Annotated in this window: 23 protein-coding genes; 1 reads left to right on the forward strand and 22 read right to left on the reverse strand. The window is 37.0% G+C overall.

Annotated elements, in window-relative coordinates:
- Nucleotides 1-61 precede the first annotated feature (61 nt).
- The gene (locus IGK91_RS06910; RefSeq protein WP_181934292.1) at nt 62-1,588 is read left to right on the forward strand and encodes a helix-turn-helix domain-containing protein; all 1,527 of its coding nucleotides are present in this window, start codon (nt 62-64) and stop codon (nt 1,586-1,588) included.
- Nucleotides 1,589-1,877: 289 nt separating this feature from the next.
- Here the strand turns inward: IGK91_RS06910 and IGK91_RS06915 are convergent, their stop codons facing one another.
- The 22 genes from IGK91_RS06915 to IGK91_RS07020 form a co-directional block, all read right to left on the reverse strand.
- Entirely contained in the window at nt 1,878-3,437 is a 1,560-nt protein-coding gene (locus IGK91_RS06915) for a hypothetical protein (protein WP_181934293.1), read from the reverse strand.
- A gap of 573 nt (nt 3,438-4,010) precedes the next feature.
- Nucleotides 4,011-4,922: a conjugal transfer protein gene (locus IGK91_RS06920; protein WP_181934294.1), complete on the reverse strand. Its 912-nt coding sequence runs from the start codon at nt 4,920-4,922 to the stop codon at nt 4,011-4,013.
- An 18-nt stretch (nt 4,923-4,940) separates the two neighbouring features.
- On the reverse strand, nt 4,941-5,945 hold the full coding sequence (locus IGK91_RS06925; protein ID WP_181934295.1) for a lysozyme family protein: 1,005 nt from the start codon (nt 5,943-5,945) through the stop codon (nt 4,941-4,943).
- The gene (locus IGK91_RS06930; protein WP_181934296.1) at nt 5,942-8,065 is read right to left on the reverse strand and encodes an FUSC family protein; all 2,124 of its coding nucleotides are present in this window, start codon (nt 8,063-8,065) and stop codon (nt 5,942-5,944) included. The genes IGK91_RS06925 and IGK91_RS06930 overlap by 4 nt, the downstream gene beginning before the upstream one ends.
- 4 nt (nt 8,066-8,069) lie before the next feature.
- Nucleotides 8,070-10,517 carry an ATP-binding protein gene (locus IGK91_RS06935; RefSeq protein ID WP_181934297.1) on the reverse strand — a complete coding sequence of 816 codons (2,448 nt, stop codon included), beginning with the start codon at nt 10,515-10,517 and terminating at the stop codon, nt 8,070-8,072.
- Entirely contained in the window at nt 10,504-10,893 is a 390-nt protein-coding gene (locus IGK91_RS06940) for a conjugal transfer protein (protein WP_181934298.1), read from the reverse strand. The genes IGK91_RS06935 and IGK91_RS06940 overlap by 14 nt, the downstream gene beginning before the upstream one ends.
- Before the next feature lie 110 nt (nt 10,894-11,003).
- Nucleotides 11,004-11,222, reverse strand: a complete 219-nt coding sequence (locus IGK91_RS06945; protein ID WP_430605267.1) for a KTSC domain-containing protein — start codon at nt 11,220-11,222, stop codon at nt 11,004-11,006.
- Between the two features lies 1 nt (nt 11,223).
- Nucleotides 11,224-12,981 carry an ATP-binding protein gene (locus IGK91_RS06950; protein ID WP_430605268.1) on the reverse strand — a complete coding sequence of 586 codons (1,758 nt, stop codon included), beginning with the start codon at nt 12,979-12,981 and terminating at the stop codon, nt 11,224-11,226.
- On the reverse strand, nt 12,971-14,347 hold the full coding sequence (locus IGK91_RS06955; protein ID WP_220379556.1) for an SIR2 family protein: 1,377 nt from the start codon (nt 14,345-14,347) through the stop codon (nt 12,971-12,973). Before IGK91_RS06955 ends, IGK91_RS06950 begins: the two co-directional genes overlap by 11 nt.
- Before the next feature lie 7 nt (nt 14,348-14,354).
- Nucleotides 14,355-14,576 (reverse strand): hypothetical protein, encoded by a 222-nt coding sequence (locus tag IGK91_RS06960; RefSeq protein WP_002298822.1) that lies wholly within the window; start codon nt 14,574-14,576, stop codon nt 14,355-14,357.
- A gap of 4 nt (nt 14,577-14,580) precedes the next feature.
- Nucleotides 14,581-14,718: a DUF3789 domain-containing protein gene (locus IGK91_RS06965; RefSeq protein WP_118340338.1), complete on the reverse strand. Its 138-nt coding sequence runs from the start codon at nt 14,716-14,718 to the stop codon at nt 14,581-14,583.
- Nucleotides 14,715-15,899, reverse strand: coding sequence for a MobT family relaxase (gene mobT / locus IGK91_RS06970; RefSeq protein WP_181934301.1), 1,185 nt, complete (start codon nt 15,897-15,899; stop codon nt 14,715-14,717). The genes IGK91_RS06965 and mobT overlap by 4 nt, the downstream gene beginning before the upstream one ends.
- A gap of 255 nt (nt 15,900-16,154) precedes the next feature.
- Nucleotides 16,155-16,445 (reverse strand): hypothetical protein, encoded by a 291-nt coding sequence (locus IGK91_RS06975; protein WP_181934302.1) that lies wholly within the window; start codon nt 16,443-16,445, stop codon nt 16,155-16,157.
- Nucleotides 16,435-17,577, reverse strand: a complete 1,143-nt coding sequence (gene dcm, locus IGK91_RS06980; RefSeq protein WP_181934303.1) for a DNA (cytosine-5-)-methyltransferase — start codon at nt 17,575-17,577, stop codon at nt 16,435-16,437. Before dcm ends, IGK91_RS06975 begins: the two co-directional genes overlap by 11 nt.
- 76 nt (nt 17,578-17,653) lie before the next feature.
- Nucleotides 17,654-17,818 carry a hypothetical protein gene (locus IGK91_RS06985; RefSeq protein ID WP_002335608.1) on the reverse strand — a complete coding sequence of 55 codons (165 nt, stop codon included), beginning with the start codon at nt 17,816-17,818 and terminating at the stop codon, nt 17,654-17,656.
- A complete protein-coding gene (locus IGK91_RS06990) occupies nt 17,811-18,485 on the reverse strand; it encodes a zeta toxin family protein (RefSeq protein ID WP_181934304.1) in 675 nt (224 codons plus the stop codon). Before IGK91_RS06990 ends, IGK91_RS06985 begins: the two co-directional genes overlap by 8 nt.
- A 78-nt stretch (nt 18,486-18,563) precedes the next feature.
- Nucleotides 18,564-19,904 carry an FtsK/SpoIIIE domain-containing protein gene (locus IGK91_RS06995; protein ID WP_181934305.1) on the reverse strand — a complete coding sequence of 447 codons (1,341 nt, stop codon included), beginning with the start codon at nt 19,902-19,904 and terminating at the stop codon, nt 18,564-18,566.
- 68 nt (nt 19,905-19,972) lie between these two features.
- A complete protein-coding gene (locus IGK91_RS07000; RefSeq protein ID WP_430605348.1) occupies nt 19,973-20,308 on the reverse strand; it encodes a damage-inducible protein J in 336 nt (111 codons plus the stop codon).
- Between the two features lie 9 nt (nt 20,309-20,317).
- A complete protein-coding gene (locus IGK91_RS07005; RefSeq protein WP_002335604.1) occupies nt 20,318-20,692 on the reverse strand; it encodes a YdcP family protein in 375 nt (124 codons plus the stop codon).
- A 12-nt stretch (nt 20,693-20,704) separates the two neighbouring features.
- Nucleotides 20,705-21,019, reverse strand: a complete 315-nt coding sequence (locus IGK91_RS07010; protein ID WP_075491072.1) for a YdcP family protein — start codon at nt 21,017-21,019, stop codon at nt 20,705-20,707.
- Nucleotides 21,020-21,132: 113 nt separating this feature from the next.
- Nucleotides 21,133-24,360: a fibrinogen-binding MSCRAMM adhesin Fss3 gene (gene fss3 / locus IGK91_RS07015; protein ID WP_181934306.1), complete on the reverse strand. Its 3,228-nt coding sequence runs from the start codon at nt 24,358-24,360 to the stop codon at nt 21,133-21,135.
- A gap of 91 nt (nt 24,361-24,451) precedes the next feature.
- Nucleotides 24,452-25,378, reverse strand: coding sequence for a helix-turn-helix domain-containing protein (locus IGK91_RS07020; RefSeq protein WP_181934307.1), 927 nt, complete (start codon nt 25,376-25,378; stop codon nt 24,452-24,454).
- Nucleotides 25,379-25,428 lie beyond the last annotated feature (50 nt).

The raw sequence follows: 25,428 nt of genomic DNA on the forward strand, positions 1-25,428 counted from the left end.
ATACTTCTCATTGAGAAAGTCCATTTTTAATCTAACGTTCGTTAACTATTGGAGGCTCCATATGGAAACATTATTAGAAAAAAACTTACAACGACACTATCAAATCATTAAATTTCTCATTTATAGAGACTGGGAAAAAATAAGCACTATTTCGAAATTTACCCAAATCTCTGAAAGTACAGTTCGTAAAAGCATTGGAGATATCAACCGATACATCACCCCAGCGAAACTGGAAAGTAGTAAACAACTCGGTGTACGGCTAATTCTCATGCCTGATCAAAATCCTTTTTTTATTTTTTCTGCACTGTACAATCAGTCTGCAAGATTTTCCATACTTGAAGAAATCTTCTTAAGTAGACATACCAACTTGACCTCTCTAGCTGATCATCTTTTCCTCAGCATTTCTACATTAAAAAGAAAGATAGGAACAATCAATGAACTTTTAGCTCCTTTCGACTTTCACATTGACTGTACTTATATGGACATAATCGGTGATGAGAGAAAAATCTGCTGGTTCTATTTTTGCTACTTAATCGAAAAATATGGACTCATTGAAAAAGTAATTACTGAGAACGATGTTGAATTGATGGATGAGGTCATGCAAGAGTTTATGGATTGTTACCCATTTTTACAAACACCTGCACGCCAAACCTATTCTTATGTAAATAAATTTAGAACTATGTTATTTATTAATTTTCTACGCATTCGCAGAGGTCATTTACTTCCAAGCCAATCACAAAATGACCAAAAACATGGGTTTACTTTTTCAGAAGAGTTAATTCAAAAACTTTTTCAACACTACCACACTGAGATAACCTCAAAGAGCATATATCGATTATTTTATATATTTTTCAATGACAAATATGCATGGTCAATGACAGATTTAAATCAAAAATGCTCCTTAAATCCAAAAATTAATCATCTTCGTTTAGCGATAGAAAATACATTAAACTCAATTGTTGAAAGGGAAAATCTAATCCTATCAAATAAAGAAGAACTTATGCTTTATCTATACAACGCAACCACTTATATTTGGGGACCTGCAAAAATCCTTTATAATCCTAATGAAGAATTTTTTATCAATCTCAATAATTATTACGAAGGATTCACACAAAGGGTCAAAAAAATTGTATCTCGTTATTTTTTAAATAGTGATTTACCAATTTATGTAGATGATTCCGTTATTAATCGACTACTATTTATGGTGGTCACTTCATGGGACTCATTATCTGATCAATTGGAACAAAAATCGCCAACTATTAAGACTGGCCTCTTTTTCAATACGAGCTACGAGCACTGTAATTTTTTGAAAGAAGATATTATGTATCATTTAAAAACACGAGTGAATGTGGATTTGATTGACGCTACTAGCCTTACCTCAGTTAGAGAAAGAATGTGTAAGTACGATCTTTTGATAACCAATCTTCCATCACTGTTCGTACCAGAATGTACCGTAGTATCTATTCATTCAAATCCTACCCCAAAAGATTTTGAGAACATACTCACTGTCTACAATGAAATTGTGAATAACAAGCAAGACTTTGATTTGTCCACAGTACAAAAGCAAAACAGTATTTATAAGTATTAAAATGAGTCCAGTACTCTTTTGAGGGTTGGACTCAGACCGTAGACAAATACCGTTTCAAGTAGTAATAAAGGCTACTTGAAACGGTATTTGTCTACGGTCTGAACTGCATCATTTATGATACGTTTCTCCATATCTGAAGTGAACGATATTTTCTGAAATCTTTGATTTAATAATAATTCTTAAAGTAAGTCAGACTATTAGCAACTGTTTTATTTTTCATCTAATAGTTAATAGATGTACCATATTCCTAGCCTCGAGAATAATAGGCGTCTCAAATTAGAATATTATATTATTGAAAATATTCATCAATAATCTTCTTTATATCTGTACATTTATGTTGTTTAGCGAGTGAAACCAATTTATCTCTATCAATATACAATTCACCATCTAAAAAAGTATTCCAAGCGGCATTCCTAACAAAAATATTTTTCACTTTCTTTTGTCTTTGTAAATAGTTCAAAGCTTCATCTTCAAAGGAAGAGGATGTTATGAAAATAGGTACTACCGGTTTATTATAGTTTGCCTTATGAACGATATCCCTAGTCCTTTCAAAAAATTTTTTAACTGAATCTTTTTCTTCTTGATCCTTACCTAACTTAATCTGAGTTGCTTTTCGGTAACCCTTCGTTTCAAAAATAAATATTGTATCTATTGTTTCTAAGACAATATCACACTCACATTTTTTATTATGTTTATCTTTTTCTATTTTATATTCTTTTCCTATTCTCAAATCACTACCCACAAATTTACTTAATAATTGAGCAACCATATAATTAAATAGAATGCCACGTACATTATTAAATCTACCATCCAAAGAAATGAGTCTAAAATAGTCTTCAAAACTAGAGATGTCCATTTCTCTCGGCTTCATTTGTAAGACTTTTTTAATTATATCAAGATTATTATTACCGATGATATCTCTAACATTAATAACTACAATACCCGTATTTCTGGCAAATCTAAGAGCCTCTCTTTCAATTGAAGACACTAAAATTATTGGTGTAACTTTTCGGTTATCATTACTTCTAAACTTACTTTTAACATTATCTGCCGTTATTTTCTTTCCAACTACATCAAACATTTTTGTTTGTCTATAAAGTAGAATATCAAGAAGCACAGGCATTCCTTTTTTATTTCCATTTTTTATATAAAAGTTATCATAAGTATAAGAAAAACCTAGGGCGTCAAAATAATAATTGTTAAAGACATCCAGTGTGTTTTCATTTAAATTTGTAACTCGGCTACTGTTCCACCCCAGAAAACCCGTTCTTTCTAAAATTTCTAACATATCACATAAGATTTTTTTGGAAAGTTGTAATTTAACTCTCCGTTCCTCTAGTTCATTCGAATTAATTGAGGATTCTATATATTCCGCATTGAGTTTTATATATTCATCAACTTGTTCAGAATTTATGACACTTATTATTTGTTTTTCTTGAAGTCCATTGACGACTTCTCGATACACTCTTCTTGACTCTTCAAAATTCTTAGTAGGGCATTTATTAATTGGAGCTCCAATTATCTTGAGAGCTTCTTCCAAAAAAAGGAACTTGTTCTCTATTAGAGCTGTGATTAATCTCTGTGATAATTCATCATACTTCTCAATGGAATCTAAAATTTTCTTTTTTAATCTATTTTCTTGGCCTTTAAGATAATAAAGCTGTTGATTATGTTTAAAACTTAATCCTTTGACTTTTAAAATACTTCCTCTGCTACAAGCCCTTTGTATCCATTTACGACCTAAAACATTATTAATTTTAAGATTCTTTAGTTCTTCAACTAACTCAGTACTAACCAAGGGACCTTTTTCACTTAAAATCCCGATAAGGGTATTATCGTTATCTGTCATCTAATTGTCACTCTCCGCTATAATATATTAAAATATTTTTAAAAAAGAGCCCTATCATTTTTTTAATAAATAGCTTTATACCAATTCTTTTTTTATAAAAATCTACATTTATTTTATTTTTAGGCGTCACTCTAATATAACACAAAAAAATAACTTTTCACTTGACTTCACTGTATTTTATCTCTATATCTTATAGAATAGCAATATTGCCTATAAGTCCAGATTACTAAAATTGGTTTAAAGCAAAAAAATTCCTTCTACGTATAAAAACGTTCAAGCTTTTTGAAAAATCTTCATAATTATTTTCCATGTTACGCACCTCCGTAATGATCGCATCATCTATTATGAATATCAGAAAAAACGTGGCGGTTTAAACCATATAAAATGCAGTTAATCAGTTACTCATACTTCCCAATAAAAAAAGGAATCGCACTCGATAATATCAAGCACGATTTCTTTTATTATATTCTATATCCCTATTTATAATACGGTTCTCCGTGATTAGTCCACATCTCTAAGAAAATCTATTCCATTTGAATTTGAAACACTTTCCTCTGTTGAATGATTCATTTTTTATTTGAATCCAACAATTGTCCAATTCTCCTTTTTCTGAAAACTTAATCTATATTGAAAAAAGTTGGTTGTTTTTGATAAATCATCAAGGTATTTTACATTTATTTTCGCTTGAATATTATTGCCATCTTGGAAGAAAACTGAGTCCGCTAACTCCACAAATTTCAAATTCACATTGATTGGTCGCATCGCATCATCTTCCACGTAGTATTCAAGTTCTTTTTCTGAGGCAGTTGGATAAAGCTTGAAAAAAGTCTCTAAAAACTCCGTAATTTCTTCCGTTGTTTTGACATCAATTTCCGAATCACTTTCTACTTGTTTTACCTCATACTCCGCTTTTTCTGGTTTTGCAATCATAGTAGGCAAACTCGTTACTACATGATTTCCGTTTTCATCTTCAAAGATCGTCACTCGGTATGCAGAAGAAATCGATTGTGCCTTTTTTCCCTCCATAATCTTTTGCTCCACTAAAAACGAAACGACAAATTCTTTCGGGCCCCTTTCCACATCTAAGATTTTTACTGATTGAACTTCAGAACTAGTAGGAATATCTACTCGAACCATATCTTGGCTTAAAGCGAGACCTTCTTCTGTAAGGTACTGTTCGAGATTGCTCATTCTCTTTTCAATTACTTCCTTGTTATTCTTCCACGAAAAATATTCTTTCGCAAAATCTTTCGTAAAACTTTTAACGCCAGAAGTATTCACTACCTTTTCCTTCACGACCACTTTTTCATGAGTCGTGTGTTGATCAATAGCGGTGAAATTTTTGTAGATGCCAAAAACAAGACTACAAGTCAACAAAAGCCAAAGAGCAAGTACCATTTTTCGATGCTTGCCCACTGAAAAGATTCGTTCTTTCTTCTTTTTTTGAATCTTTTCCTTTTGATTCCGTTCAATTTTTATCTTCATTATTTTTCCTCTTTTCTCTTATTTGTACCGTCCAGCTCCGATAAGATGCTGCTGCCAATAGTTTTCTGTTAGATTCGTCCATCCCACTGGATCTCCTGCATGATACATACGATTCTCTCCTGCATAAATACCCACATGAGTCACATACGTACCGGCATCATAAGTTGAATGAAAGAAAATCAAATCACCTGGTTTGGCATCTTTTAAATCCATATGAGTCATGGCATCATATTGATCCTGAGCCACCCGAGGAAGTTTCAAACCAACTTTGGCATAACACCATTGAGTTAACCCACTACAATCAAATCCCGTTTCTGGACTTGAGCCACCAAATACATAGGCCGTTCCTTCATACTTAAACGCCTCGTCAAAAATCGCTTGGACGGTTTTATCATCAAACTGTGTCGTGTTCAGATATTGTTTCACCAACAAGCAATAAAACATATTGCCATAGTTATACCGCCACCCACCATTTTCCTTAATCGCTATTGGATTGGGGTAATCGACTTTCTGACCACCAGATTTTTCCTTTGAAAAAGATTCGGCTAAAGCAAAACTATTCTTCTTCCCGTTTTTCGCGACATGGTCCAAATACCCACCGCCATAGTTGTAGGCCTGAATAATACTATCTTGATCACAACCTAATTCTTTGGAACGCTTAACCAAAGACGCAAAATAGAGGCACCCTTGTTTGATGGATGCCTCAGTACTTAATGAATTCGGTGGCAACCCGGCTGATTCCGAACTCTGCATAACATCTTCCATTGTGCCACCAGATTCGACTTGAATAATCGCCAAAAGAATCGGGACATATTCTGAGATATCTGATTCTTTGGCATATTTTTCCACCATTGAGCGGTGTTTCAAAACTTCTTCTGAAACACTACTACCTCCAGGAGAAGTTCCAGAACTCCCACTTCCCTCACTGTCCTCGCCAAACAACAACCCCACACACAACAAGATGCCCATAAAGGAGATTGTCAAGTAGGTTAACGAAATGATACTCAATTTCTTTACGTTCATTTTTTCTCACCTGATCTTGATTTTGGACGAGGGTTCATTCTTTTTTGTACTTTTTGATTGGTTCGCTTGGGCAGAGTAGACCTCTGTTTCACTTGTTGGAAAGAATTTTTCTTACTGGATGATTGGTTTTTCTCTTTTAAAATGACTTCCTGACTAGCAAGTTTCCGTTTGATTTCAGGATTCGGATTTTCTTTCACAATCCGCTTTGGTGCTTCTTTTTTCGGCGCCCTATCTTTTTGAGATTGAGCCGCTTTATCTATTGAAACATTTCCCCTTCTTTTCCCATTACGATTCCCTGTTTCGTTCAATACTTTGCGCTTTTCAGCCATTTTTTCATCTCTACGTTGCCGTTGTTTTTCTCGCAACTCCGCTCGATTTGCTTTTTCTTGGACCAGTCCGCGCTTGAATTCTTCTGGTGCTTTTTTCGTCTTTTCGATTCCTTTATGGAGATTGTATTTCAAATTCGTTGGCGTATTCCTTACCTGATCCTTTACTTGTTTGGTCTTATCTTTCACCAAAGCTTGGGTATCCAGAACTTTGCCGATTTTTCTTCCGGCCAAATTCATTCGGGATTGTTTCTCATTATTTGAAATTGGCTTCTCCTTAGCCGAGTCTGATGCTAACTCGTGATCGTTAGGTAATCGTGAATTCTTTCGTAGAGAAGAACCGGATGGCTTAAATTTGGATTTTGATTGTTCCTTTGCCAACTTATTTCCAACTGCTGCACCACCACCAAAAGCCAAAGTTCGCCCCACATTTCGATTGAGTTGCCGCAGTTTTCGATTCATTAACATTTGCGGTTTTCGCATGACACGTCTTCCCATTGATTGGCTATCATTACTTTGAAGGTTGAACATGCTCATAATATCGCCCAATTTGAAATAAATACCGGCAAAGGTCACAATTTGTAGAAACGCTACCATAAAGAACGGATAGGTAGCCGAAATATTGAAAAACATGGTGGAAATACTGAATGCAGTCGTAATCACCAAGGTGACACCCGCTCGCATCATAATCGTATTGAATAAGCGAATAATCGCCTTCTTTCCCAAACTTTCATAAGTCGGCAACATGGACAATAAGAAACTAATTGGTAGAAACATCGCAAAGATAATGAAGAGAATTTGAGAAAATAACATAATCCCTGTTAGGAGAAAGACAAAGAAGGATATGCCAATATTGAACAACACCAAAAAGACCACGGTCCCTAAGCGGTTCATGGTCTTGGTAATACTTAAATTCGCATTGTCATTGTCTTCAATCTCGGCTTTGACCGCTTCTTCCCGATCCTTGCCCTTATTTTCATCCGGACTCACGGATAAGATTTTATTGACTCGGTCTTCTCCAATTTCTTCTATATTGGAATCATCAAATTGTAGTAGTAACCAAGGTTGTTGGACTTGAATGGAAAACAAGCTATCCCGAATCAAATCGACACTATCTTTTCCTTGGCTTTCTGAATTGGGTACAACGATCTCGGTTCCAAGGGTAAGGGCCGCTTCACTAACATCTGAGCTAAAGTCATTGATTTTTGTGATATAGGTGGGCGCATACGCAATGAATGAACCCGAAAGTAGAAAAATCATCACAAAATTAATCACAGCCCGGACTGCTTTGGTGGTTTCTCGCTTGAGTAGACCGGTATAGGTAACGTAAATCCCTAGAGCTAAAATCATTAATAATAAGAAACCGAAATAGAAACCCGAAGCCTGTAATCCATTTTCAGTAATACCAGCTAAGGTTTGGATATTTTTCCCAATACTTTCAGCCGTGTCTGAAATGAAATCCAACTTGTAAGCTTCTTGAACTACATAACCTGTTGCGTTGGACAAATACAAACTCACCGTCCATATAAAATTGGTAATGGCATAAAGGCCATACATCACGCTTTTCCCTAAGCCATCCCCCCAATTCCAAGGCAGCCAATCCCAAGAGCTATCCACAAAGAAATCTAGTTGATAATTGTTCAGAGAATATTTGGAATAAAGATTTCCCGCTTCAACCGTATCATCAACCAGACCTGTTGCCTCAGCCACCGTACCAATCAGGCTGAGAAGAAGTAACATGACACAGAGACTGATTGCGATCACTCCCACAATCCGAAAAAATTTCTTTTTCATCCCCTCACTCCATTCTCTCTTGAATCGGCGGACGGGTATCAAAGGCATGGAAGAGTTCTTCAAAGACTGGATGAACTTGAACCACGCCTACTCGACCATACAAGTCTTGCATTAAACATTGCCCGTTTTCCAAATCACGCAGGCGTTTTTGGTTGCTTTCATCCTCTTGATCTAAGCCAAAGAATTCCAAGGTTTTCTTGATTTCATGAATATCGGTACTTCGAAAAGCAAATTTCAATCCGATATTATTCTTCAAGCGTTCATCCAGTAAATCATCACTGTTTTGCGTGACAAAATAAACACCGGCATTCATGGCCCGACCAGCACGAACGAGTTTATTCGATAACGTCTTTCCTTGCGCTACTTGAAGAAAACTCCACGCCTCATCCAGATCTACAATTTTGAAGATTTCTCGGTTGCTATGGATAAAGTCCAAGGCAAAAGTGGAAATAACAATTAGCATGGAAACACTTAACAACTCCATGGTGGTATATTCTTCAAAAGTCGTTTCTGCATCCGGTAAAACCAAATCCGCCACTTGAATGATATTTAATTGTTTATCTAAACTAATCGACTGGGTAATCGAGCCGTCTGAGAAAAGTAAATGTGCAAAATCATAATCGGTAAAAGACTCGATATGATTGGCGATATTTTCCGCGATTGGCGAGTCCTCTTTACGCAATTCAACGATTACTTGTAATAATCCTCGTTGCTCACTTTGAGTAACCGTTCGAATGGCTTTGCGTAAAACGGGGAACTTCTCGCCATCTCGACTAGAAATTCCTGTTAAAAAAGTCAGAATATCAATCGCTAAACTTTCTGAGTCTTTCTTTTTCTTCATAATCACATAGGGATCAAGTAAGCCTTGATTTTCTGGCTTACTAGTTAAGTTGAGAATATTGATTTCATCCGCAATTTCTGGCAAGGTTTCTTTCCAGCCACCGCGTTCTCCCTTTGGATCGACAATTACAGCTTGCCCACCAAAAAGGACGGCATAATAGACTAAGAGATTATTACTAAAGGATTTACCTCCACCGAGAGAACCAAGGAACGCAGCAGCTAGCGCATTGGTAACTGAACCCTTTACCCCCTGTGAAGCCAATGCCGGTTTCAGGTAGACATTTCGCCCTGTATCTACGTTGTAACCAAAGTAAATCCCTTCTAACTCGCCTAACATCTGTGTAGCTCCAAATCCAAGTCCAGCGAGAAAATCAGAGGTAACATACTGAATATAGTCATTTATATAGCGTTTGCTTGAAGGTAGGAATTCTTCATGTAATCCCATCATATCGCCAAAGGGCCGAACTAGTTTTACATTGGTATCATCATAAAAATCGAGCACTTCATCACAGCGGAGTTTTAGTTCATCTACTGATTCGGCACTCACCCGAACCACATAACTCAATTTGTACATAGATTCTTTCGACTGATCCAAGGTGGTTTCCAATTCATCTACTGAATCCAACGCATCTAAGACATTGGAATTCGTCTCATTGTCAGATTGATAGGCATGGTTGTCCAAATCTTTTAGTTCCTTTTTCTTATTGCGAACGGTAGCAAGGGCTTTTTTGTTCGTCACGATTTCTACATTCATTGAAGTATCAATCGGAAAAGTGAATTGTTGTTGCTGGTAATAGAAAAGTTCTGAGGAAGGAAATTCCATCTCTCCTACAATGGTATTGATTGTTAAGTACGCTACATACGATTCATGATTTTCATGTTCCATGCGTAAGTACCGAGGCTTTTCTTCAATTAAACAACGACTGGGACGTGATAAGTCATAACGTTTCACCAGCGTTTCTGATTTCAGCTTTTTCTTTGGCAACTGAAATTCGTACTCTTCAAATGGCATCCCTTTTTCACCATAGATATGTTCAATTAAATATGTCAGATCACTCGGTGTGACTCGTCTGACTTTAAATCTTCTAGCCAATTTACTTTCCATTAATTTTTCAAGCTTGGTGTATCGGCGAACTTCTTCATTGGATAAGGAAACAAAATCTCCCATCAAATGATGATTGACACCATAGACAAATTCTTGAAAGCCAAAAATAAAAGATTTTTTGAGACTTTTTAGATTCACTTCTTCATCTGTCGCAATTAGTTTAAATCCAATAAAAAAGCGATAATCAACCTGACTATCGCCAATCATGGATACTAATGCATCTGTTTGAAGGTCAATTCGTTGTTTCGCGACTTCTTTGAGTCTACCGGTAATTTCCTTTTTCGATCGTTCTTGTGTGGCGCAAATGCTACTTTCTGTCGCAATTTGTAAGGCATGAATCTTACCTTCTCTGTTCTGAGCAATTAATTGGCGAAAGTTATCATGCACTTGATACTTCTGTTCAGGTGATAAGAAGGAATAGTTATAAGGTACTAATTCATAGTAGGCAAAACATTCTCCCTCTTGATTAAAGACAAGATTATTTTCAATATACTTAATCGGGTACATAGTTCACACTCCTTACAAGAGTAATGGGTTCATCCCATCGTTTCTTCTGTTCTTTGACTTTCTTTCCAGCAAAAGTGACCTTAAACCGCAAGTGATAACTGATAAAGGATCGTAAAAATCCTAATGGTTTCTTGCCGTCAAAGGTCTTTTGCGACATAAGCCATGTAACCGCCACCGGTATGCCCAAGTATTTTAAAAAAGCCCCCTCTATCATGGATAGCGGAGGCACATGGGCAAAAACAATGACAAACAGCAAGGATAAAACGAACCAAGACATCTGGTTAAAGGTCACAGGAAAAGGCAGCTGAAAGTCATTAATTGCGTAAATGACTTTTTCAACTGCCCAAATACTGGTGTAGCTTTTTATTTTTTTCATTCAATTAATCCTTTCCACAAAAAGTGACAACTCTCACAGCTGTCACTTCCAATAAGTATTTAAGTAATTTTTCATAAAATTTAGGTACTAGCAAGCAATCTATTTTGAGATTAGTTGATACGAACTGCTTGATAGCCTCTAACGCGAATATTGTGATAAAAATAACTTCCTATAGAATCTGCGGCCATTAACTCATAATAAACAGAATCTTCAACATCATAATATTGCCATATAGCTCCATCTTTCTTAAATTCAACTTCCAAAATTGATTGTTCATTATCAAACCCAACACTCGCCAAATTACTTGAATCAACATACTCTCTTTCCATTTTACTCACTCCTTGTGAATTTTCTACTACGCATTTTTTTTACTACTTGTTCATAAATTTCTTCTTGCCCTCCGGTAACTAAATGTTCCGACCATCTTTTTACAAGCTCCGGATCGTCACTAGCTGCTCTTGGGAACTCTTCAGCTATTCTTACTCGAGTTGGAATCTTAATAGCTTCTCCAATTACAATAGCCTCTCCAATTCTTAATGAAGGTAACAGTTTAATTATGGTATTCATATTATCTGGTGCGAGCGAATTAACAATGCCTTGATCAGACGAATTTGTTAACCTTAATGCGATAAAAGTTCCTACTTGAGAAAGTATCGTTTCAGAGAGTTCAGATGGTCTTTGAGAAATAACCATGGAACCCACCCCGAATTTTCTTCCTTCTTTAAAGATTCTTTCTACTGCCTTTTTAGCATAAATAGAATTATCTTTATCGGACAAATACGAATGTGCCTCTTCGTAAACCATCAAAAGTGGTCTATTTTTCCCTGTATTTTGTTCATATCGTCCCCAAAACATACTTTCGTAAATCACTCTCGTTATTAATCCAACAGTAATATCAAGTACCTCAAACGGTACATTACTCAAATCAAAAATTGTTAATCTCTCAGTATTACCTAACCATTCAACCAGCAAATTTGAAATATCTTTACTTCCATCTTTATATTCTCCTGGATGAAACATAAAATCATATCTTGTATCTTTCAATCTAGTAAAAATATTCTTTTCGTATGCATAAAATACTTGATCTTTACTTTTGTATGGCGCACCCGCACCAATAGAGTAAGATTCAAATATAGCTGGCTCAAGTACCTCACTGTCTCCTTTTTCAGTAACTTTAGCTTCAGTAGGAATTTGCTTATCCAGAGCAGACTCATCATATGTTGCATTAACCAAATAATTCATAAAATACCAAAGTTCTCTCACATCGAACGGAACGGGACTATCAGCAGTAATCTCGTTTTTATCTTGCCCAAGAAATCTCCAAGACTTCTTCATTTCAACAATTTTTTCTCGTAATCTTCTATATTCTGGGCGAGCATCATCCGAGCTTTTAGCTCCCACAAGAAAATAGGCTAGCTCTTCAAAATTCATAAGCCAGTATGGAACATATAATGGTTGTTTCTGATCACCAACTCGTACGACATGTGCATCTGGAAATGCAGAGGAATATTCTCCATGGGGATCTATCAGTATAGTGCGACTGTTTGGATATGACTTAATTATACTTTTCAAAATTCCTACTGTAGTGTTGGATTTTCCACTTCCTGTTGACCCCAAGATAGCCGAATGACGCAACACAAATTTATGGGTATCAAGCATAATTGGCAAATTACTTGATGACGAATGAGTACCTATCTTAAAACCAGTTTTCTCTTCGCCACCATAAATATCAAAAAGATCTTTATCAGTTACTAAATAAACTTTCTCTCCTATGGTTGGGTAAATTCCAACTCCCTTTTCAAATGGTTTATTTCCAATTTTTTCCCCAATTAAATCTATTATTAAAAAACGTCTCCCGTGAATATCGATTTCATCACTCTTCGAAGCCTGATTACTGATAGAATTAACTGAACCATATATTATTATGTTACCAATTGGAATTTTTACCAAGGCACCAATTTGACCAACTCTATATACTTTTCCAAATATAATCGGACTTGAAGAGGGGATAGTTTCTGTCATAAGTATTTCTATTACATTTGAATCTGCTCTAATTACTTCTCCTAGTAGTCTATCTTCATACTTCATCATCATCACCTGCTGTATTTATTGTTTTTCCCGATGATGTAATTAGAAATTCTGCTAATTGCGAAAAATCTCCCAGTCCAAGTTCTTTTCCTTCATAAAGATACGATTTTGTACTTTCATCCTGTTCCTCTGGGAATTCCCACTCAACAACTGTTCCTCTAATAATACCTCTGTTTGGACCATAAACAGATAGATTTAAAAAGGTTGTTGAAAATTTCTCCATCTCATTAACTTGATCATCACTGTAACAAAATACTAAGCAAAAAAGAAGTGTATTTTCCCTAAGCGCACTAAATATAATATCGTTAATATGTTGGTCAGCAAATGAATAACCAGACATTACAAGAGTTATTTCTCCGTTTCTCAAATATTGTTTAAGACGATCGAAATATGCAATAAATGGTTGCTTTCTTGATAAATTATACTTTTCTTTAGAGGGATAGATAACTAATTCATTCGTTGGTATTTCTTTCCTTGATGTCCTTATAATTCTAGAAGAACCATTCTTAAATTCCCAATTCAAAGATCCATGAATTTTCCATAATCTTACCCAACTATAGGTTAAATCCTTACAAAGAACCTCTTTTTCAATTGACTCAGGCCAAAAAAAAGGTTCATACCCGCCAACAAATCCATCAAAATAAGGAATTTCATTTTTTTCAAGTGATCTCTCAACAATCAAATCATAATTAGTAGTAAATATTTCTTTGACTTCATAGTTATTACATATCCCTAGCCATGCGATAAATCTTCTCATAACAAGAGTATCTGCATTCGTTTCTTTTTCACTTATTATGCAATAGATTTGCTTACAAATTTCACGATCTAGTTCCATTGAATCCGTGCCAGATATCTCTAAAAACAGCAAGTCTGCTCGAGCATTTGTTAAATCTTTTATTTGACGAACTAAATTTAAAATATGCTCAATTGTTACGTTTTCAGGATGAATATTGTTTACCTTTGGAACCAAATTTTTTACAATACGGTATTTTTCAACTAATTTAGGATTAACCCTAGATTCCACTTCTTTAGTTAAATCCCATACATTTGGCAACCCCATTGCGCAAGAAGTGCCTGCTCCTAAAAAAAATCCAATTTTTTTTGAATATAAGAAAATCTGTTTTAAATCTTCAATTTCAACCTTTATATCTTTTTTTTGCATAAAAAAATCCTCTCCAACATACTCATTAATAAAAAACGAATAAGAATTTAACCATCTCAAGTTTACCATTGCACAAGCTAATAAAAAAGATAATAAATCTTTTTCTATATGATTCAAAAGTGTATTTTTTCTATTATTTTTATAAGTATTATTAAGTACTAATAATAGCGTGCTTTTCTCAGATTTTTTATTTCCGCTCTGCAAGCCTCATCTAGGCACCAACAATTCGGTTAAACAAATTGAGTAAGACATCTTTCACACCAGAAGCATTAAAGACCAGACCTACCGCAATCAAGGCAATCACTAAGAAGCCAATCAGTTTGGAAAACTCCCGCTTAAATCCTAAAAACAAACCAATGACCACAATCGCTAGTAAAACTAAAGATTGAGCATTGGTTAAAAACCATTGATACAAATTTTGTCCGAAATTCATCTCGTCACTTTCCTTTCTTTTCCATTGCTCGGTCTGCTGCTGCACTTGCATTCATCAAGCACATCACAGTAACACCAAGCATACTGCCACCAAATACCAATAAAATATCTTTTACAATTCCCATGACCATTCCTCTTTTCATATAATCAAGTTTTCGATTGCCATACTTTGTTGCTCCAAAATCTTTTTGTGCCGGTCTGATAACCGTGCATTCTGTACCATATCCTGGATATAGGTTGTCTGATTCAACCGATCCAACTCCTTGGCCATCTTCCACGTAGGAGCGACTTGTCGTCCAAGCCAATTCAAGGTTCGTTCAATGGTGTACGGTTTCGGCTCAGAAGTTAATTGAATTTCCTTGCGATTCCGTCCAATAAAGCGACCCCATTGTTCATTCAAGGGCCAATTGGTTCGCCGTTTTCCTTCCACCTTATCCGCAAATCGCAAGTAACGGTTGATAATGGAAAATGTGGTACTTTCAATGCTACGACCTTTTAACAAATCTTGAATCGCATGATAAGCGCGGTCATTTTTCAGTCGAATCTCAAAGCGATTTTTCGTTTCGATCTGGTCTAATGGAATTCCTAACTTGATATATTGTTCATAATCTTTTTCGTACAAACAGAAGTAAACCTCACTTTTGAGACTGCCTATATATAAGGTATTGCCCATACCATCCTTTTCATCAGCTTTCAACAGTTCCCCGGAACGGTAACTTTTAAAGGTACGAAACAAGGAGATACATTCTTCCTTCTGACATTTTTTCGTTAAATCAGGAATATTCAATAGCCCCACTCGATCATTGATTGCCAAGTCCAAACGTTTCATCACGCCACCTTCTTTTAGACAAGCTCCGAAAAAGTCGTACCAGCTACGCTTTTGAGCAAGTAAAAAAGTTTCAAATTGCCGACAACCTCGCCCCTTTAATTCCAAAAGAACGCCCTTATCTTCTTCATGTGACAACATCACCACAATATCGCCCATGACATATTGTTCCTGATAGGAGTAAAAGGCGTAATCCTCATGAAGCATACACTCAAATTTCAAATGGAGAATTTCTTGAATAATTTTCCGTACATCCGTTGTGGGGAAACGAATCCTTACATAGTCAAACAGTAACGTCAAAGGCAAATCGGGATTGAAACTTTCCAGTTGGTCAAAAATTTTCCTCATGGTCTTTGTAGAGGCGGTTACGCCACCGTTTTCTATCTGATTTAAATAGGGACGGCTAAGCCCGCAAGCCGTAGCCAATTTATTTTGTGAAACACCATATTCATTGCGTCGTTCTTTTAATAACCGATAATCTAAATTCCGTTGTGTCAAGTTCTCACCTCCAAGTTCAAGGTGTTAACTTTTTCAAATGAGTTAACACCTATGCAAATCGCTTAATATCCTTGATACAACAAGCATTTTTAATGGTTGCTTGCTTATTTTTTGTGTTTTTGTACCCCCCTGTTAGATACGGGGGGTGAGACATCATGGCCGGCTAACGCTGTCCATGAACAGGCACAGCACCACGGAGGATTTCTGCTTCGCAAATCCCCCGCGGTCAGCGCCTATCAGTGGTTTATTAGGTTGTTACTCCGCGATAATACCCTCAATTTCCAACTCTGCTTTTATTTCAAACAAGTATTGGCGGATATCAGTTTCTTTGGCAAGGTCCGCAATCCGTTCCAATTCACTGATGATTTGATTCAGCTCCATTCGAGCATCGGTTTCTTCGTCCATTACATATGAATCACCAGGGACCTTCACCCCATTTTTTCGAATATCGAAATTGAGCCGGTACAGTTCTTCTTCCAATTCCGGATCTGACTGAATCTTGCCAATCACCCAGTAGATTTCTCCAATCAACTCATCATAAATCATGTGCTTTCACCTCCCTTAACCTTCTAGCAATATCAAAAATGACCGGAACTGTTACAGAGTTTCCGGCCTGTTTATACAACTGACTATCTGAATTGACTTGAGAGGCTCGGTCAAAAGCCCAATCGGGAAAGCCTTGAAGTCGCCAGCACTCCCTAGGTGTTAGCTTCCGAATCTGATACTGATCTGTGACAACCGCTTGTTGATCTCCTGTTAGTAAAGTATGCACACTTTGTTTTCCCAGACGGCCTCGGCGACTTGTGGAGTTAGGAAAAGCCAGGTTCACACTGTCCCCTGGCTTCACCTCTTGATATTCTGTTTTATTTTTTCGAATCATAATTTTCGTTTCCCCTTGTTTCGTTGACAAGGTGGGAGCTGTTCCGGTTACCTCATAGACCCGATTTCCTTGTTCAAAATTCCCCGGCAACATACCCGCTATAGAAATTCCCTCGTTCGTGGGTAAGGCTATTTTGATTCCTTCATCACCAGTTAAGGTGGGCGCTACCCCATCTGAACCATAGACTTGGCCACCCATGCCTCGATTGGAAGGATTGATATTTACCAAGTTTCTGATGTTTTGATCAGATGTTGCAGACGATCCAATGATAGGAAATACTTGTTCGGTACATTCGTCTCGAGAATGTCCGATAAGGAAGACCCGCTCGCGGTTTTGGGGAACGTAGGCCTTTGAGTTAAGCACCTGCCATTCCACATCATACCCCAATCCATCCAGCGTTCGGAGGATTGTCTCGAACGTAGCCCCTCCTTCGTGATTGAGCAATCCCCGGACGTTCTCAAGGAATAAAAACTTAGGTTGGAGAAGAGTGGCGAACCGAGCGATTTCAAAGAATAAAGTACCTCGAGTATCGGAAAATCCTTGCCGCTTTCCCGCAATTGAAAAAGCTTGGCACGGAAATCCGCCGCAAAGGATGTCCACTGGTCCGAGGGATTGAACAAACTCGTCTGATACACTTGTGATGTCATGCATTTCCACCTCCTTCCTTGTATCATGGATTGCCTTATAACTCCGCCGGGCAAATTCATCAATTTCACAAAAACCGATACACTGGTGGCCCGCTTGTTCCATACCTAAGCGAAATCCACCAATCCCGGCGAATAAATCTAAAAATGTCATACATCACCTCAGTCATTACAAAGAAAAAAGCCAAGAACATTTTTTGCTCTTGGCTTCTACATTATTACTTCATTTACTATTTTTTATCTAACCCAACTAATTTCCGCTGTTTTTCATTGGCCTGATCGGCAACATATTTGATCACTGTTTTGAACTCTTTTGCAGTAGCATTTTCCGATAAATCCGCAATACTCTTATTGTATTTCTTTACAATTTTCGTTACTTGTTCTTTCTCAGTCATGTAATTGAACCTCCAAATCTTCCCTACTATATCCTAATGGCAAAAATAATTCTAGATTATCCGCAGCATAATGAACTTCAGAAATGTTATTCATATAATCTTTTATAATAATATGAAGCAATACATCTGGATGTTTACTCTTTACTTTTGCAATATTTTCTCTTGATTTGAAAAAGGCGTTAATGAATACCTTTTTCGGCACATGGCGTCCCTCTGCCAGTTCACGTTCTTGTGTAAAATTCCAAGCGATTTTTGGGTCTTGATAAACATAGAAAATCGTCACTCGAAAATGATTTTTCAATGCCCGCGAAATATTTTTTTCAGCACTTAATATAGAAAAAGTTGCATCCAGGATAAAAGAATAGCCATGATCTAAGACATATCTAAATGCCTGCTCCACCAACCAAGAAGATGCTTTTTGAAAGAGACTAGAGTTTTTTCCATTATAATCAGGAAACAGGATACGAAAGTAATCCGCATCAATAATTACGTGATTATCATAATTCTCAGCCAATCCAATGGCAACCTCTGACTTTCCAGCGCCAGGACTCCCTGCCATAAAAACTGCGTCTCGTCCAACTTCGGGGGATTTTCCTTTGATAATATAAGAAATAAAACTATCCTTATTTGCTTTTGCGTACTCTAAATAAGAATCATTGCTTTCCACATTATTCGCCCCCTTTTTTTCTACTACATAAAAGTATTATACGTTACTTAAAGTATAAAGTCAGTATTTGAAGGTCACTCAATCATTCAACTTTCTTAATTTATTAATTGAGCCTAAAAAATCATATCCTTTTGGTACAAGTGGCGTATAAAATTCGCTAATCACACTCCCTCCTGTATCTACATAACCTCGACCTTTGATGCGTTTCATAAAGAAGTTTTTTTCAATCTCCCCAAACATCATGGAATACCCAAGCTCACTCATGCGAGCCAAAGCCACTCGGAAGTTAAATTGATCGCGAATTCCATCTCCTAAATATTTCGCATCGGGTCTTTGACAAGCCAGAATCAGAAAAAAACCAGATTGACGACCTAACATCACGATTTGTTTGAGCTTATTCAAAATCACCGCACTCTCCTTAGTCATTAACATTTCCATATAAGCCACGTATTCATCAAAGATTAAAAAGTTTGGCGGAAGTCCAATATAGGCATAATTCTCTCCTGTTTTGTAGTTGGGCATTTCTTTCATTGCCTTGCTACGAGCCATCATACGTTCATAGAAATCTTCCACACAAGCAGAAATTTCCTCTTTTTGCGAATATACTTGAGGCATTACCGTACCTAAATCGGCAAGGTCTGCATTTTTTGGATCGAGGATAAACAATTCTGCATCTGACTTCAATAGTGCTTGAATAATAGTGAGTAAAAAATAAGTCTTCCCTCCACCTGTGCCACCAGCGATTAACATATGAGGTAAAGAATCATAGGCCCATACTTGGTTTTTCATCAATCTCAAAGCTCCGTTTTTTGCCACTACTTCATCTATCCCAATTCGATTGGCAATCATATCGTATAACAAGGTGTATTCCACATAGGAGTCTTTGAGTTCTTTTTCTACTAACTCACAATACAGCCCACTTTCTAACTTCTTTTCCAACTTCAATAGCTGATCTTGATATTTTCCCAGTGAAATTTGAACGCGAATAGAAAGTAAACCATCTTTCATTCGATAATAGATTTTGGGGAAGTAACTGATACTCTCTTTAGTCCGACTACTATTCAAATCTTTGAAAAAACCTTCACTTTGAGTTTGCTTCACTTCATACCAATGATTTTCTAGAATCATCCGAGCCAGCTTTTGTCGATGCCATAAACTTCGCCAATGGTCCTGAAAAAAGTGAATATAAAGCAATATCATGCTTTCCGAAAGAGCGAGACTTCCAAGTAGACATACTAAATCTTTTATAGACCAAACGATTTCAATAGTGGAAAGTGATACCTTAGAAATCTCAAATTGTCTAAGCTCTTGAAAATAGAAGACGCCCATCCAACCGATGAACAAAGCAATTAGCCACCCAAGAACAAAGTGATAAACCAAGTGTTGATCTCCTGCGCGTATGCGATGCCCTTTGTACATTTTGATGGTTTCCACCTCCAATCGAAAATTACCCAATAGGTTTTTTTGGGCAATTTCAAAAAGTTATGCTAGTCATTTACTGACACGGGAAGTTGTTTCATTTCAACCAATTGTGTTAAAAAACCTTCAATGGCATCCGGCATCTCCACACCGATTTCTTCTAAGACTGATTCTGCCTGTCGACATAAGTTTTCATTTACTTCGACAACCATAAAGAAGGACTCTTCCTCATCCAACCATTTGAGTACGTCAAAATCTTCCTCATCGGTTTCAAAAAAATCCTGATTCATAATAAGGAATACTTTTTCATCTATCGTCAAATCCTCGTTAACTTGTTCTTTGGTTAGTTCTCCTTTGCCATAACGATCTAGACAATCTAAAATATGTTCCACATTGATTTCCATATTCTTCACCTATTTCTTTCCTTCATTTTGGTTCGTAGGATTTCCTTGATTTGGTTGTCGTTTTAAAACTAAATCGTCTGCCTTAATGAACCAATTAACAGTAGTCCCTTCTCGAAAAACATAATTGGCAACGGTATCCACGATTGGATTGACCAACTCTACCTCTGCGTCATAGGCAAACTCGCGTAAGGGCACATTTGCCGGGATACTAACTTGAATCATTCGACCTTGAGCGGAGGATTTCAAATTATAGGTCCGTTCTTTTACCTCGTTACTAACCGTTCCGTCCTCATTTTGCTTGCGTACTTCCCGACGTAATGCGGAAAAACGCAACTTGCCAAAGGTTAATCCTGAATCTACAACAATGCCTTCTGTTAATCTCATCTTCTTTTCCTCCTATGCTTTCACTAAATCATCGACATACAACACGTAATCGGTAAACCCACGATTCTCAATCTCATACCCTTTGGCAACCAAGTGGGGATTTACAGCTTTTAGTGGTTGATCTTGATCAAAATCCTTTTCTCCGGCTTCCGCAGCTACCACCACTTCAATATCATCGGCTCGTTGCTTACTGGAATACAAATGATAACTACGACCAATTACTGTAGTATTCCGCCCATATCCTTCTGTTAAAATTTCACCTTCACCGGCGTAACTCAACTTGCCAAAGGTTTCAACCATATTTGGCACAACAAATTTCAATTCCATCTTTTTTTCCTCTTTTCATTATTAGTTTTGGATACAAAAATAGCGCGACCACTTTTTTTAGGAGGCGGTCGCGCACGTTGTTTCTTATAATTTACTGGTTTCATCACATCACCTTAGTTTCGGCGATTCCAGAAATAATAGCCAGCCGTCGCAAAGATTAAAGTAAAACCAATGAACAGTAACACATTGGAATTTTTCTCACCGGTTTGAGGAAATGTCTTCACTGTAGGACTAGATTCTTGAGAGTCGCTTGGAACAGTTAGCATTTCCGGTTGTTCTGGCGTACTCGGTTTGGTTGGCACTTCTTTTGGTGTTAAGGTTTGAGATTTTTCTTTCAAATCTTCATTGTGTTTTCCATTGATGTTTCCATCTTTGTCATAGTTAATTTCTTTGAAGGTAAAACTTGTACCTTCTGGATATTTACTTGTATCCACTTTTTCCGCAAGCACGGTTTTGGTGAATTCTTTGTCATTCACTTCATAATCAATCTTGCCAGATTTCCAAATTTCTTTGTTCGTACCATCTGGTAATAAGGCATACAGAATTGTTTCAAAAGCTTCTTTTGAGCCATCCAGAACATCATGGGTAATGGATACATCATCAAACATATCCACCACGTCACCATGAGTAAAGGTCTGAGAACCGTCTTCTAGGTGCGCTTTGGTTTGGATGGAAACATGACGTTCCACTGTACAATTGACAGTTTGGGCTTGATTGTTCAAACTAGCATCCTTCGCCACTGGCTCATCGCCCGCTTCAAAGGCTTTCTTGTTTTCATACACATAGTTGAATAAGACAATAGTTTTATCCAAAACTTGTTCGGCGGTTAATTTATGCAGAATTTCCCAAGTTCCAGTTTTCTCTTTATTCACCAAAGTGGCGGTTGTTTCGGCAATTATCACTGGTTTGGCTTTTTCATCTTTTTCTTGGGCAGTTTTTGTGGCTCCCACATCAATAGCCTGAGCTACCACATACCAGTCTTCTTTGATTTCATGCAAGTTATAGCTCAATTTATCAACTAGCTCGGTAGAATCAAGGGTAATCAATTCTTTGCCTCCGTCTTTCCAAGTCGCAAGGGAAGTTAGGCTATCTTCTTCCTCAGGCAAATCATAAAGCATTAAACGGTTCAAACTAACGGAGAATTCTTTGTTCGTCAGCTTCTCGTAAGGAACGGTCACCGTCTTAATCGGTTGTTTTTGACCTTGTTCAGTAATGGTAAAGACATACTCACTCTTTACAAAGTTGTCTTTGTTTTCCTTAAAGATAGAACGAATTTCTAGTGGTGTAATCTTTTGAAATCCTTCTGGTGCTTCTACTTCTTCAAGTAAATAATCACCATAAGGAAGATTTTCAAATTTACCGTAGCCATCAAAACCTAGTTGCTCGTTATAAGCGGTGGTCGCTTCATCTTCGGCGCCTGTGATTTCATTGGTTCCTTCCAATGGCGACACTTTAAAGGTTAAGTCATTGAAGCCAGTTTCGGCAGTGCCAGCGGCTGATCCGGCGAATTTGAAGAAATCAAACCCAAAGCGAATCACTTGTTCTTTTGCCGTAACATCTCGGGTAATCACGGCATTTTTTTCGCTATCATCCACCTTTTTGATGGATACAGGATACTTTGTTTCATCTAAGGTATATCCTTCAGGCGCTTTGGTTTCTTGCCAGTAGTACTCGTTGATGGCTAAGTGTTTAACGGCAGCTTGATTCTTTTCATCTAAAGTCAAAGTCACCGTTTCATCAGAAGCCTTCGTTCCTTTCACTAATTCTGGTTCAAAAGCCTCACCCCATTTAACAGCTTGACCATCTATTGCAGTAAAGAGAGTATATTCAGCTCCTTTAAACTCAGCTTTCCCTTGAGTCTCATTACCAGTATCTTTGTCTTCTTTCGTCAAAGTGGTTTCACCAGTAATTTCTTGGTTTTGTCCTTTTACATTACTGGTCACAAGGGCCACGGTTTGATTGGCATACTTCAATTCGACTTTTACGGGTTCGAAGGTATTCACGAAGCCATTAGATACTTTGGTTTCAGTCACATAATAGGTTCCCAATTCCAACGCATTGGCAATCTCTTTTGGTGTTTCTGCATGACCGTTTTCATCCGTGGTCATTTCTTGAATGATTTCACCAGTTGGACTGCCCTTGCGAATGGCAAACGTATTTCCATCTAAAGAATAGTTGTCATTCCAAAGATCACTCCCTGTTTCAACTCCGGTTTTATCCAGAATGATTTGACCTTTTTCTCTCGTATTTTTTGAAGTCACAGAAATGGTTTCACCTGCTTTAATCATAGCAGTCATAGGTGTGGAATCAATCGTATAAGGCGCCGGCACTGATTTTTCAGTAATGGTTACTTTTGTACCATGAGGAATTCCATCTAAGGTCGCAATCCCTTCTTTGTCAGTAGTCACGTCTTTTGCAGGCAAAGTTTTTCCAAAGTCTAAATGGAAAACCGTTCCTGGTACAATAGCACCTGATTCTTTATCAATTTTTTTAATCTTTAAAGAACCCTCAGTTTCCACATCAATTTTGACCGTGTAAGTGTTCGGTATATCAATCGCCCCGGCCATCAAGGTTTGTTGCCCAGCCATCTTATAGGCGACCGGTGTTCCAGTTCCAGCAGATTTCTTAAGCGTCAGCACACCATTTTCTTTAGAATTGGCATTTGGGGTGATGACCAACTGATTGCCATTGACACGATAATCAATGTTTGCAGTATTTTCCACAACTTCATCGAATTCTGACAAATTCAAATTATTCGTATCCCTTACAGTAGTTGATTGACCTAACACTGTTTTAGCCGTGCTATTATGGAAGCTTGGTTTCTTCTGATAGTTCGCGATTGCTTTGTTAATTTTTGCTTCAATAGCTGGGATATTTACGGCACTACCATCCGAACGTTTGATTGAGTGAAGGGTGTAGCCGTTAACTTCTTGCCAGATCATCTTCTGTGCCACAATATGAGTATCTACATCTGTGCCGGCTTTTTTCCATAAAACGGAAACTAATTTGGCTTTCTCCGGTATATCCGGCAATGGATTTTTCTCATAGCCTGGAGTGAATTCATTGTAAATTGGCACTCCTGGTTCAATACAGAAAATATCTTGTTTCACGCCATTGTACACTGCATAATGTGGAACAGTGACTTCTGACATTGGACGGCCGTCACTGAAAGTTCCTTCTACAGCGTATTGATGTGCCAAATCAAGCTCTACGGTTACCGTTTGTGGATGAGTAATTTCATCGGCCAGAGCAATCGTAGGACCAATCGCTCCGCCAATTGTTTGGCCTAATAGAGCCAAAGTCGCAAATAATCGCCAATTTTTAAATCTCGGCTTTTTCATATAATTAATCTCCTTTCCCATTTGGGCAATAAAAAAGAGACATCCACCTCTGAATGTCTCGAATGTTTAAAACTATTCTTTTCAAAAATTATCAGATACCGTATATCAAAAACTCCAAAGAGACTCTTCCTATATAGGCATACTGAATAATGCGATCCGTATTTGGGATATCTTTTCCGTTCTCGTATTTGTCCATTGACCATTTTGTAATAGGCGGTGAAAAAAACTTTCCAAAGTCTTCTCTTTCTAAACGATAATCTCTTCGAATCTTCCTGAATCTTAGTCCCATTCGGAAAGGATCCAACTTTTCAAATTGGTTAATCGTATTCCCCCTTTTCAACATTTTGCTAAAAGTCACCCCATACAAAATATAAGGGACAGTCACTTTCCCAAGATAGGCAACATTCATTAATCTTTCAATATCAGGAATGTTCACACCTTTTTCCCATCTATTCACAACATTCTTACCTGCTGGTCGAGTAAAGTTCTTACCAAATTTTTCCAGTGTTTCACCTCTATTTTTCCGAATCTCTTGGATTCGTTTTCCCATCGCTATTTTATCGACGATGGGTAATTTAAACGAACCGTCATCTTGTTTTATATCCATCAAAACCTCTTTCCCATCGTTAGACAATAACTGAGTGATTTTCACTATTGCATTTTTTGACAATGGTCGACTTTGATTTAAAAATTTATTTAGAAGAGATATTTCGATTCCTAACTTCTTAGATAATTCCTCACGAGAAAAATTATTGGTAGTTTGATATTTTTCTAAATCAATCAATACTTGTTGTTTTCTTTGAGTCATATCTTTAATAAATGATTCAACACCGAGAACATCACTCAAAATTCTATCGTTTTTTTTAGATATACTTCGTAATCCATTTTCATATTTTACGATTGTAGCTTGTGATATATTTGATAATCTTGCCAGTTCTTCTTGAGTTAATTGCTTAGATAACCTAGCTTCTTTTAAATGCTTTCCCATTTTGATTAACTCATCTTTATTTGTTTGCATGAAAAAAGCACCTCCTTATGAGATGCTTTCATCATACGCTGACAAGTAAA

Source organism: Enterococcus sp. DIV1208 (assembly GCF_050530455.1).
GTDB classification, from domain to species: Bacteria; Bacillota; Bacilli; order Lactobacillales; family Enterococcaceae; genus Enterococcus_B; species Enterococcus_B hirae.